This is a genomic window from Ralstonia sp. RL, assembly GCF_001683835.1.
Lineage (GTDB): Bacteria > Pseudomonadota > Gammaproteobacteria > Burkholderiales > Burkholderiaceae > Ralstonia > Ralstonia mannitolilytica.
This window is the reverse complement of sequence record NZ_LWRX01000001.1, coordinates 1-11,586: the sequence shown is the minus strand read 5'-3', so window position 1 is coordinate 11,586 and position 11,586 is coordinate 1. Positions and strand designations below refer to the sequence as shown.

The following is an 11,586-nucleotide window of genomic DNA, read 5'->3' as shown; positions in this document are numbered from 1 at the left end:
CGCCCGGGCAGCCGCGCGTACGCTTCGGGGCGTTGCAACAAACGGGCCGCAGGCTCAGCGCCGGGCAACGTGTGGCGGTCGGTAGCCGTCGGTGAGGGTCTTGAGGAAGGCGACGATGTCGCGCACGTCGGCCTCGGACAGCGCCGGCCTGTCGCCCGGCTTGCCGCCGAACGGCGGCTCCATGTTGACGTTGGCGTGGTACCGGGGCGGCAGGTCGTCGAACTTGTCGACCGTGCCGTCGGCCTTGCGCGGGTACCACTTCTGCGGCTGGGTATCGCGCTGGGCGTAGAAGCGCACCGCATCTTCGAGCGAGTGGATCGCGCCGTTGTGGAAGAACGTCTTGCGCAGCGCCACGTTGCGCAGCGATGGCGTGCGGAAGCGGCCGCAGTACTCGGCGTGATCCTTGAGGTCGGTGCGGTCGGGGCCGCACAGGCCGAGGTCGAAGAACGCCGGGTCGGCGTTGGCTTCGAGCTTGCGGTTGCGTGGCACGCCCACGGCAATGTGGCCGAAATCGGTGAAGGCCGGGAACGCGCCGTCCTGCTTGATCGCGCTGACGTGGCATGACGCGCAGTTGCCCTTGGCCGGATCGGAGAACGCCCGCAGGCCCCGCATTTCCTGCGGCGACAGCTTGACCTGGCGGCGCAGGAACGCGTCGTACTTGCTGTCGTACGGGTAGAACTCCGATGGCGTCTGCTGGAACACCTCCAGCGCCATCAGCGCGGCGCGGAAGGCCGTGTCTTCGTTGTCGAGGATGTCGTTGCCGAACACCTGGCGGAACGCCAGCGCATGGCTGCCATTGCGCAGCTTGGCCACCACGCTGGCCGGCGTGCCGTTCGCCATCTCGTGCGCGGAAAGCAGCGGAATGCGCGCCTGGTCGTGCGTGGACGACACGCGGCCGTCCCAGGTGTAGCCGCCGGTCGGGCCCTGGTCTTCTGAGTCGTTGCCGTCGTTCTCGAAGAAGTGCTCGCTAAACGGCGGCACGCTCTGCAGATAGCGCAGCGACGGCGCGGCGCGCACGCCGGTCTTGTCCATGCCGGGGCCGCCCAGCTGCACCGAGAGGTCATTCGGGGGGCCATAGGCGTGCGCCGGGCTATGGCAGCTCGCGCACGAGAGCTTGCCCGAGGCCGACATGGCCGGATCGAAGAACAGCGCCTTGCCCAGTGCCGCCATGGCCGGCACCGACGGGCGGCGCGTCGCCATCATCGTGTAGAAGGCCTTTTCGTACGCAGGGACGGACTTGGCCGCGGGTGCCGACGCACCGGCCGGCGCCGCGGCATGCGCCACCGCCGGTTCGCCGCGCCCGCAAGCGGCCAGCCCCAGCGCGAGCGCCGAAGCGGCAATCGCGCGAACAGTGGACAACGGCAGAAGACGAGGCATCGACGATGGGCGCAATGATGGAAGCCTTGCAACTTAGCACGGCCACCATGACACTTTGATGTCGTCAAACGCGCGTCACGTCAGTCCTTGGAGAGGTCCCATGGTGGCAAATGTCTTCAAACGTTCGGCGGTGCCCCTGCTCCTCCTGACGATGGTGTTCCTGCTGAGCTCGGCCCAGATCCGCTCCGCGCCTGCGTTTGCATCATCAACTTGTCACACACGAGGCACAGACTCCCGCTCGCTTTCGTCCCCCACACAACAATCAAGGGAAATCATGAGCCGAGCATTCCGTCTTTTGCCTCACCTTCCGCTCGCCGCGCTGGTGGCAGCCAGCATGACTGCCTGCGGCGGCAGCGATTCGAACAGCAGCGCCTCCACGCAATCGACCTCCGGCGTGGTGACCGGCAGCTACTTCGAGAACGCCAAGGTCTGTATCGACGCCAACAACAACGGCAAGTGCGACGCCGGTGAAACCAGCACGCGCACCGACAAGAACGGTGCGTACACGCTGGCCGGCACCGGTGCCATCACCGTGGAAATCGGCACGGATGCCAAGCGCAATGATCCGGACAAGAACACGAGCACGCCGGTCACGCAGCCGCTGGTGTTCCGCGCGCCGGCCGGCGCCAACGCTGTCGTGAGCGCCATCTCGACCGAACTTGCCGCGCTGATGGACAGCAACGGCGGCGACATCAATGCCGCCAAGACCGCGCTGGCCGCGCGGCTGGGCGTGACGGTCGACAAGCTGCTGGAAGACCACAACAAGGAAACCGACGCAGCCACCAAGACCGCGCTGCAGGCCGAGATCGACCAGGCCATCGCACTGATCGCCGATGCCGTGGCTAGCGGCGGCGACGTCGGCAAGACAATCCGCGACGGCGTGAGCAAGCGCATGGCGCTCGCTGACAACGTCAAGACCATCGTCGTCATCTACGCCGAGAACCGCGGCTTCGACAACCTGTACGGCCTGTTCCCGGGCGCCAACGGCATCCCCGGCGTGAACCCGACGTCCACCGGCACGGCTGTCGCGCAGAAGGACTTCGATGGCTCGGTGCTGCCGAGCCTGCCGCCCACCTGGGGCGGCCTGACCGCCGCCGGCCAGAGCGTGACCCTCACGCAGGCGCAGACCACCGGCTGGCCGAACAAGATGTTCCAGATCGACGATCCCAACGGCGTGAACGGCACGGGCGTCGTGGTGCCGCAGAGCGTGACCACGCGCGACCTCGTGCACCGCTTCTACAACAACCAGATGCAGATCAACGGCGGCAAGAACGACAAGTTCGCCGCGTACTCCGACGCGGGCGGCCTCTCGATGGGCTACTACGACGGCAGCAAGATGGCCATGTGGAAGATCGCCCAGCAATACACGCTCGCCGACAACTTCTTCATGGGCGCATTCGGGGGCTCGTTCCTGAACCACCAGTACCTGATCTGCGCCTGCGCGCCAATCTATCCGAACGCGAAGTCCTCGCCGGCGGCGGGCAGCATCTCGAAGGTCACGGTCAATGCCGACGGTGTGCCGGTGCTTGACGCGGGAACGGGCAACCCGAGCTCCGTGCTGTCGGGCAAGGCGGTCTACGCCAACGACAGCACGCTCACGGCCGACGATGGTTCGGGCGTGTTCTACGCCGTCAACACCATGCAGCCGCCGTTCCAGCCGTCGGGCAACGGCGTGGCCAGCGGCAATGCGGCCTACGCAGACCCCACCAAGGCCTCGACGATGCCGGTGCAGTCCACGACCAACATCGGTGACCTGCTGAGCGCCAAGGGCGTGGACTGGGCCTGGTATGCCGGCGCGTGGAACGCCGCCATCGCCGACGCGCCGAACGCCACGCGCAGCGTGATCTACGCTGGCACCACGCAGTTCCAGCCGCACCACCAGCCGTTCAACTACTTCAGCCGCTTCGACCCGGCCACCGCCAGCGGTGCCGCCGAGCGCGCCGCGCACCTGAAGGATTACGACGCCGCCTTCCTGGCCGATGCCGCCGCCGGCAAGCTGCCCGCCGTCACGTTCTACAAGCCGCAGGGCAACCTGAACCAGCACGCCGGTTACGCCAACGTGGCCGACGGCGACGCCCACATCGCCAACGTGATTGCGCAGCTGCAGAAGAGCCCGCAATGGAAGAACATGGTGATCGTCGTGACGTATGACGAAAACGGCGGTTTCTACGACCACGCCACGGTGCCGAAGGCTGACCGCTGGGGCCCGGGCACCCGCATCCCGGCGATCATCGTCTCGCCGTTCGCCAAGAAGGGCTTCGTGGACCACACGCAGTACGACACGGCCTCGGTGCTGCGCCTGATCACGCACCGCTTTGCCCTGCCGACGCTGCCCGGCCTGAAGCAGCGCGACGACGCCCTCGTCGCCAACGGCAACAAACCGATGGGCGACCTGACCAACGCGCTCGATTTTTCGCAGGCGCAATAACGCCGGGCGCATCGGGAAAGGCGGCCGCGGACATGCGCGGCCGCCTTTCTTTCTTGGGCGCTATTTCCCTTTCTTCTTCCCGGCGGGCTTCTCGCTTTCCAGCGCCTCAAGCCGCATGCCGACCTTGAGCGTCACCTGCCAGTGCGCGATCTTGCCGTCGACCAGATGCCCGCGCGTCTCCAGCACCTCAAACCAATCCAGATGGTTGAGCGTCTCGCCCGCCCGCGCGATGGCATTGCGGATGGCTGCATCGCTGGATTCGGGTGACGAGCCCACCAGCTCGATCATCTTGTAGGTATGAGAACCCATATCGCCTCCTTGTTGGCATGGTTGGACGCCGGCAGAACGCCCCGCACACGATATGCGCCGCGTCATTGACCAGCATGGCACCTGCGCCTCGCGCCTGATAGCCCGGATTTGCACGGGGCCCAAAAATCTTGGCGGTTAATTGCGTATTTGGCCGATTTACGAAAATGACAAATTTCGTCAGCGAAGCGACGCATGGCGTCAAGCCGAGCGTCGGTCCGACGGCCGATCCGGCGATGAAGTGCCACTTTTGGGGCGACACGGACTGCAGGGCCGCCAAACCCGGCTGGTACGGAACCTGCGTTGCGCCCCATACCTTCCTGAAGAGAAAGCGCCGTGCGCCGCCCCGAACAACCGACCCCAGCCAGCCCTGCGCCGCTGTCCATGCCGGCGCCCCATCCGGAAACCGTCCGGCTGGTGGCCGAGACCATCGGCTTCCATATCGAACGCGGCGGCCGCCGCATCGACGCGACCTACTCGGCGCGCAACGGCATCGTGACCGTGAATTACCGCGGCAAGACGCTGTCGACCTATTCGCCACAGGGTGACCCCGAGAGCTACCGGACCGTGGCGAGCCAGCTGCTGAGCGTCATGCTCGCCCTCTGACCCGCCATCCGCAGGGGCGCCGCCGCGCTCAATGCCGCGCCTTGGCAGCGCCGCGCGTGGGCCGGCCGAACTCGGCGCGCAGGCTGTCCTTGGCACGCTCCAGGATTTGCCGCCGCCCCGCACTGAGGTTGTGCCCCGCACGATTGATATAGAACGTCAGCATCGACATGGCCGACTGGAACGCCGTCCCTTTGCGCCGCCTGCTGTGCTCGGCCGATGCCTTGAGCGACGCGGCAATGCGCGATGGGCTGCGCGACTTGAAGATGTCGGGTTCAAGATCCAGTGCGTCGCTCGTCTCCATCACGTGGTGTGACCAGCGATGCGGCGCGCCCTTGCCCGGCTTGGCATCGGATTTCGGCTTGGCGTGCGATGTGGCCATGATGAAATCTCCCGTAATGATGTATGGGCAGTTTCGCAAGCCACGTACCTGTACGAGACGCTGCGGGCCGCCGACTTCCGTTACGATGACGGGCGTTCCGCTCACCCTTTCAGCAAGTCGCCGGGTTCCGGCGCGCATTCAACGTGTCTGGCGACGCCGGTCTTTCCCCCGCTTCTTCCGCGCCCCCTCCCGCGACAGCGCTGTCGCACGCGCCCTTTTCCTACCCCGCCTTCCGCCTGTTCTGGTTTGCCAGGCTGTCCACGACCTTTGCGTACCAGATGTTTGGCGTGGCCGTGGGCTGGCAGATCTACGACCTCACACGCAGCGCCTATGTGCTCGGGCTGGTGGGTCTGGCCCAGTTCCTGCCCTCAGTGGTGCTGGTGCTGGCGTCGGGCCATATCGCCGATCGCTACGACCGGCGCCGCGTCGTGCGCGCGTGCCAGGCCGTCGAGGCGCTGGTGGCGCTGTCGCTCTCGGTGATGGCGGCAATGGGGCACGCGAGCATCCAGCCCATCTTTCTGTGCGTGGTCGTCATCGGGGCGATGCGGGCCTTCGAGACGCCCACCCTGCAGGCGCTGCTGCCCTCGCTGGTGCCGCCCGAGGTGCTGCCGCGCGCGGTGGCGCTGTCAAGTTCAGCAGGCCAGACGGGCATCATCCTGGGGCCGGCGGTGGGCGGGTTCCTGTACGTGGCCGGCGCGCCGGTGGTCTATGCCACCGCGGCGGGGCTCTTCCTGCTGGCGCACGTGCTGATCGCGTGGGTGCGCATGGCGCGGGCGGCGCCGGTCAGCACGCCGGTGAGCCTGGAGTCGCTGTTTGCGGGCATCGTCTTCATCAAGGGGCGGCCCGTGGTGCTGGGCGCCATCTCGCTGGATCTGTTTGCGGTGCTGCTGGGCGGCGCCACGGCGCTGCTGCCGATCTACGCGCGCGACATCCTCGGCACGGGCGCGTGGGGGCTGGGGCTGCTGCGTTCGGCGCCGGCGGTGGGGGCGCTGGGGATGGCGCTCTTTCTCGCGCATCGTCCGCTGGACCGGCACGTGGGCCGCGTGATGTTTGCGGCCGTGGCGATATTTGGCATGGCGACGCTCGTGTTCGGGGTATCGCGCTGGCTGCCGCTGTCGATGCTGGCGCTGGTGGTGCTGGGCGCATCGGACATGATCAGCGTGGTGATCCGGACCTCCCTGGTGCAGCTCGATACGCCCGATGCGATGCGGGGCCGCGTGAGCGCGGTCAACTCGGTGTTCGTGGGAGCATCGAACCAGCTCGGCGAGTTCGAATGGGGCATGGTGGCCGGTCTGCTTGGGCCGGTGGCCTCGGTGGTGCTCGGTGGGCTGGGCACGCTGCTGGTGGTGGCGATCTGGATGCGGCTGTTTCCGGACCTCGTCCGGCGGGACAGGATGCGCGACCCGCACCCCTCGTCGGAAGGGTGATTGCAGCCGGGAGGCTATTGCCGCGCACGAATCGGCGGCCGTCTTGCACGCGTGTCAGTGAAAATCCGATGGCAGCCACGCCGGCCAGTTCGTATGCTGAGTCACCTTTGCCCGCCCTGTCTGGTCGCGTCGGATACCGCGCCCGATCATGAAGTCCATTCCGCCTCGTCCATCCCGTCCGTCCGATACGCATACCGCTGAACCGCCCCGACCGGCAGACCCGGGCCCGTTCAGCAGCAGCGGCCTGAAGGCCGCGCCGGCCATCCGCCCATCGGCATGGCTGGTGGCCATCGGCGCAGCCGTGCTGGGCACGGCGGTGCGGGTCGCGCTCGAGGCGACCATGGGGATCCACCTGCCGTTCTACCTGGCGTTTCCGGTCGTGACCATCGCCGCATGGTACGGCGGCTTCTGGCCGGGCATGCTGGCCATCGGCGCCTACGGGACGCTGTTCCTGGCGGTAGCCGCCGTGCAGACCTGGGCCGGGCCGCCGCCGCCGACAACCGCGCAGGTGCTGGTCTTCAGTGTGGGCGCGCTGCTCATCTGCGTGCTCTGCGAGCAGTTGCGGCGTGCGCGCGCCGGCGCGGAACGCCGCGCGCTGGCCGAAACGCAGCAGCGCCTGTCACAGCAGCGCCTGGTGGCAGCGCTGCAGGCGTCGCCGATCTCGCTGTACGACGTCGACAACACGATGCACTTCACCTGGGTGCACAACGCCGTGTTCGGCCTGAAGCCGGAGCAATTGCTCGGGCGCACCGTGCGGGAAGTCTTCGGCCGTCGGGCCGCCGCGCGGCTGACCGAGGCCGGCCAGCGCGTGATTGCCACCGGCACACCCACGCGCGTGGAGTTCGCCTTCCGCCGCCGGCACACGCAGCGCGTGGTCTACGACGTGGTGGTGACGCCGCTGCGCGACGATACCGGCGAGATCATCGGCCTGACCAACGCCGTCATCGACATCAGCGAGCGCCGCCAGGCCGAGGAGCGCCGCGCCCAGCTGCTCGAAGCCGAATCGCGGGCGCGGGAAGAAGCCGAACGGGCCAGCCGCCTGAAGGACGACTTTCTCGCGACCGTCAGCCACGAGCTGCGCACGCCGCTCAATGCGGTGCTGGGCTGGGCGCAGTTGCTGAACATGCGCCCGTACGAAGAGGGCTTGTTCAAGCGCGGCATCGAGGCCATCGAGCGCAGCGCGCGCACGCAGGTCCACCTTATCGACGATCTGCTCGACATGTCGGCCATCCTCTCGGGCAAGGTGCCGCTCGACATTGGTCCCGTCGATCTCGCCGACGTGCTGGAGCGCGCGCGAGAGACCATTGAGCCCATGGCGCGCCAGAAACAGATCACCATGGAGAGCGACTACCTGCCCGTGCCGCTGCTGCAGGGCGATGCGGGGCGGCTCAAGCAGGTGTTCTGGAACCTGCTGGCCAATGCCGTCAAGTTCACGCCCGAGGGCGGGCATATCAGGCTCTCGGTGCACCCGGCGCCGGAGGGTGTCGTGGCAACCGTGCGCGATACGGGCATCGGCATCGAGCCGGCGTTCCTGCCGCACATCTTTGACCGCTTCCAGCAGGCAGACCTGTCGAGCACGCGCCGCCACGGCGGGCTGGGGCTGGGCCTGGCGATTGCCAAGCAGCTCGTCGAGCTTCACCACGGCCGCATCACCGCCGCCAGCAGCGGTGCAAACCGTGGCACCACCATGGCCGTCACGCTGCCGCTGCACGCCGCGCAGCCCGGCGAGCAGGAAAATCGCGCGCCCGGCGTGGTGGCCGGCACGGGCATGCCGACGCTGGAGGGCATCCGCGTGCTGGCCGTGGACGACAACCCTGAGTCGCTTGGCGTGATTGCGCTGATGCTCGAGCGCTACGGCGCCGAGGTGACGACGGTCTCCAGCGGCGCGGCAGCACTCGACGCACTGAAGGCCGCGGCCGGCAACCACCCGTTCGACGCACTGGTCAGCGACCTCGCCATGCCGGGCATGGACGGCCTGCAGCTCATCCACGCCGTGCGCGCCAGCGGCATGACAGAGCTGCCCGCCATTGCCGTCACGGCGTTTGCCGATCCGATCCGCCTGAAGGCGGCCAAAGAGGCCGGCTACCAATCCGTCATTACCAAGCCCATCTTCCCGGGCGAGCTGGGCCACGTGCTGGCCGCCAACGTGCATCGCAAGGCCGGGCCCCCGACGTTGGCCTAGCGGTCACGCATGGCCGCGCCTGCGCCGCGCGCAAACCATGCCTTGACGGAATGGTTGACCGAACAAAAGTCATTGGCGCGCGTGATGGTGCATCCGCATACTTGTTGGTCTGTGCCGGTCGGTGGGCATCTCTCCCCTAGCAGTGCCCAGCACCCAGTTCACCGATCGGCCAGCCTGCCTTCCGAATCAGCCGCCGTCCGCCGCCGTGCAGCTGTCTGCCGTACCCATAAGAACGCCTGAACGCCGCCGCCCGCCTTGGGTTGCGCCGGCATTCCGGGCACAGAGAGGAGACCGCATCGCCATGCCCATCCGTTCCCTTCCCGTTCTGCTGTCTGCCGTTGCGCTTGGCGTGGCCACGCAGGTCGTCGCCAAGGAGTTGCCAACCCCCGCTGCCGCGCAGACGATCGCCGTGCCCGGCCTGTCCAAGCCCGCCGACATCCTGATCGACCGCTGGGGCGTGCCGCACATCTACGCCAAGAGCGAAGACGACGGCTTCTTCGCGCAGGGCTTCAATGCCGCGCGCGACCGCCTGTTCCAGATCGATCTGTGGCGCCGCCGCGGCCTGGGGCAGCTCTCGGAAGTGTTCGGCCCCGCCTATGTGGAACAGGATCGCGCCACGCGGCTGTTTCTCTATCGCGGCGACATGCAGACCGAATGGAACCGCTACAGCCCCGATGCGCAGCGCATCGCCACGCGCTTCGTCGCCGGCATCAACGCCTATGTCGACTGGCTGACCAGGCATCCGGAGCAGATGCCGTTCGAGTTCCGCAAGCTGAACTACACGCCCGCGCACTGGGCGCCCGAAGACGTGGTGCGCATCCGCAGCCACGGCCTGACGCGCAATCTGCAGTCGGAAGTGGCGCGCGCCAACGTGGCCTGCAAGGCCAACCTCGCCGACGACACGATCCGCTTCGGCCTGCAGCCGGCGTGGCAAACCCAGATGCCGGAGGGCCTGGACCCGTGCCTGCCGAAGGATCTGCTCAAGGTCTTCACGCTCGCCACGCAAGGCGTGAAGCTCGCGCCGGAATCGCTCAAGGGCGTGGACACTGACGGCACGCGGGTCGCCGCTGCGGCCAACCTCGAAGAGGCCATGGAGGGCAGCAACAACTGGGTGATCGCGCCGGGCAAGTCCACCACTGGCCGCGCCGTGATGGCCAACGACCCGCACCGCGCGTATTCCGCACCGGGCCTGCGCTACATCGCCCACGTCAGCACGCCGACGCTCGACATCATCGGCGCGGGCGAGCCGTCATTGCCGGCCGTGTCGATCGGCCACAACGGCCACGTCGCCTTCGGCCTCACGATCTTCAACATCGACCAGGAAGACCTCTACGTCTACGAGCTGAACCCGGCCAACCACACCGAGTACCGCTACAAGGACGGCTGGGAGCCGTTCAAGGTGCTGCACGAAACCGTGAAGGTGCGCGGCGGCGAGTCGCGCCCCATCGACCTCACCTTCACGCGCCACGGCCCCGTCATCTATATCGATGCCGAGAAGCACCGCGCGTATGCCGTGCGCTCGGCGTGGCTGTCGCCGGGCATGTCGCCGTATTTCGGCTCGGTCGGCTACATGCGCGCCCGCACGTTCGCGCAGTTCAAGCAGGCGATGATGAACTGGGGCGCCCCTACCGAAAACCAGGTCTATGCCGACACGAAGGGCAACATCGGCTGGGTGCCGGGCGGCCTCGCCCCGATCCGCCCGAACTGGGACGGTCTGCTGCCCGTTCCCGGCGACGGCCGCTACGAATGGGCCGGATTCTGGCGCGGCGATCAGCTGCCCAGCACCTACAACCCGAAATCCGGCTACTTCACCTCGTCCAACGAGATGAACCTCCCGCCCGATTACCCGTACCGCGAACGCAAGCTCGGCTTCGAGTGGACCAACGGCTCGCGTCACGCGCGCATTGACGAAGTGCTGGCCAAGCTCGAGAAGGTATCGCTGGAAGACTCCATGCGCCTGCAGAACGACATGGTGTCGATCCCGGCACGCCGCCTCGTCGCGCTGCTGGCCCCGCTGTCGTCCAGCGATGCCGACACGCAGGCCGCGTTGAACCTCCTCAAGGGCTGGGACGCGACCATGCTGGCGGATTCTGCGCAGGCCGCGCTGCACGAGGTCTGGTTCACGCATCACCTGGGCCGCGCGTTCAAGAACGCGGTGCTCTCCAAGGCCGCCGCGGACGCCATGGGCGCGCCCGATACCGCCGTGATGCTCGACACGCTCGAACACCCCCAAGGCGCCGATCACAGGTTCGGCGAAGACCCGCAGCAAGCGGCCGCCAAGCGCGACGCCGTCCTGCTGGCCAGCCTGAAGGACGCATGGGCCGATATGGTCAAGCGCCAGGGCGCGAACCCGCAGGCATGGAACTGGGGCCAGCTGCACCACAACCTGAACGCCCATCCGTTCGCCGCCATCGTCGACGAAGCCACGCGTGCCAAGCTCAACGTCGGGCCCACACCCGAAGGCGGCAGCGCTTACACGCCCAACCAATCGACGTATCGCGCGAGCGACTTCCTGCAGACCAACGGCCCATCGTTCCGCACGGTGGTGGATGTCGGCAACTGGGACAACTCCCGCGCCGTCAACCTCCCCGGCCAGTCCGGCAATCCCGACAGCCCGCACTACCGCGACCTCGCACCGCTGTGGCTCAAGGGCGAGTACTTCCCGCTGTTGTATTCGCGCAAGGCAGTGGAAGCCGCGACCGAGTCGCGCGTCCACCTGGTGCCTGGGAAGTAAGGACACGATGCGCAAGCAAAAACGCCACCGCAAATACGCGGTGGCGTTTTTTTCCAACAGCTGAAACATCGACGCTAGCAACCGATCCACGATGGTGTGGCCGTACCCTGCCCTAGATGGCGCCTTGGATTTTTGTCGCGGGGAGGA

The 11,586-nt window shown here is 67.3% G+C and carries 8 protein-coding genes; 5 read left to right on the top strand and 3 right to left on the bottom strand.

Annotation, left to right across the window (positions count from 1 at the left end; genetic code table 11):
• Positions 1-54: 54 nt before the first annotated feature.
• A complete protein-coding gene (locus A6M56_RS00040; RefSeq protein WP_062738979.1) occupies positions 55-1,377 on the bottom strand; it encodes a cytochrome-c peroxidase in 1,323 nt (440 codons plus the stop codon).
• A gap of 274 nt (positions 1,378-1,651) precedes the next feature.
• Between A6M56_RS00040 and acpA the strand changes: the two genes are divergently transcribed.
• Positions 1,652-3,805: an acid phosphatase gene (gene acpA / locus A6M56_RS00035; protein ID WP_102078979.1), complete on the top strand. Its 2,154-nt coding sequence runs from the start codon at positions 1,652-1,654 to the stop codon at positions 3,803-3,805.
• Positions 3,806-3,865: 60 nt separating this feature from the next.
• Here acpA and A6M56_RS00030 read toward each other — a convergent pair whose 3' ends face one another.
• Positions 3,866-4,114 carry a dodecin gene (locus A6M56_RS00030; RefSeq protein ID WP_045219888.1) on the bottom strand — a complete coding sequence of 83 codons (249 nt, stop codon included), beginning with the start codon at positions 4,112-4,114 and terminating at the stop codon, positions 3,866-3,868.
• A gap of 381 nt (positions 4,115-4,495) precedes the next feature.
• Here A6M56_RS00030 and A6M56_RS00025 point away from each other — a divergent pair, with 381 nt between their 5' ends.
• Positions 4,496-4,717: a hypothetical protein gene (locus tag A6M56_RS00025; RefSeq protein WP_257983890.1), complete on the top strand. Its 222-nt coding sequence runs from the start codon at positions 4,496-4,498 to the stop codon at positions 4,715-4,717.
• A 28-nt stretch (positions 4,718-4,745) separates the two neighbouring features.
• On the opposite strand, the gene A6M56_RS00020 is transcribed toward A6M56_RS00025, so the two are convergent.
• The gene (locus tag A6M56_RS00020; RefSeq protein WP_045219884.1) at positions 4,746-5,096 is read right to left on the bottom strand and encodes a DUF3175 domain-containing protein; all 351 of its coding nucleotides are present in this window, start codon (positions 5,094-5,096) and stop codon (positions 4,746-4,748) included.
• A gap of 143 nt (positions 5,097-5,239) precedes the next feature.
• On the opposite strand from A6M56_RS00020, the gene A6M56_RS00015 reads away from it, so the two are divergent.
• From A6M56_RS00015 to A6M56_RS00005, 3 genes are all read left to right on the top strand, one after another.
• On the top strand, positions 5,240-6,523 hold the full coding sequence (locus A6M56_RS00015; RefSeq protein WP_286757553.1) for an MFS transporter: 1,284 nt from the start codon (positions 5,240-5,242) through the stop codon (positions 6,521-6,523).
• Between the two features lie 148 nt (positions 6,524-6,671).
• Entirely contained in the window at positions 6,672-8,705 is a 2,034-nt protein-coding gene (locus A6M56_RS00010) for a hybrid sensor histidine kinase/response regulator (RefSeq protein WP_082062944.1), read from the top strand.
• A gap of 301 nt (positions 8,706-9,006) precedes the next feature.
• Entirely contained in the window at positions 9,007-11,439 is a 2,433-nt protein-coding gene (locus A6M56_RS00005) for a penicillin acylase family protein (RefSeq protein ID WP_286757549.1), read from the top strand.
• The last annotated feature ends 147 nt before the right edge of the window (positions 11,440-11,586 follow it).

Excerpts from the sequence above, each read along its gene's own strand:
- A6M56_RS00040 (WP_062738979.1), bottom strand. The coding sequence starts at position 1,377 with ATGCCTCGTCTTCTGCCGTTGTCCACTGTTCGCGCGATTGCCGCTTCG.
- acpA (WP_102078979.1), top strand. The coding sequence starts at position 1,652 with ATGAGCCGAGCATTCCGTCTTTTGCCTCACCTTCCGCTCGCCGCGCTG.
- A6M56_RS00030 (WP_045219888.1), bottom strand. The coding sequence starts at position 4,114 with ATGGGTTCTCATACCTACAAGATGATCGAGCTGGTGGGCTCGTCACCC.
- A6M56_RS00025 (WP_257983890.1), top strand. The coding sequence starts at position 4,496 with ATGCCGGCGCCCCATCCGGAAACCGTCCGGCTGGTGGCCGAGACCATC.
- A6M56_RS00020 (WP_045219884.1), bottom strand. The coding sequence starts at position 5,096 with ATGGCCACATCGCACGCCAAGCCGAAATCCGATGCCAAGCCGGGCAAG.
- A6M56_RS00010 (WP_082062944.1), top strand. The coding sequence starts at position 6,672 with ATGAAGTCCATTCCGCCTCGTCCATCCCGTCCGTCCGATACGCATACC.
- A6M56_RS00005 (WP_286757549.1), top strand. The coding sequence starts at position 9,007 with ATGCCCATCCGTTCCCTTCCCGTTCTGCTGTCTGCCGTTGCGCTTGGC.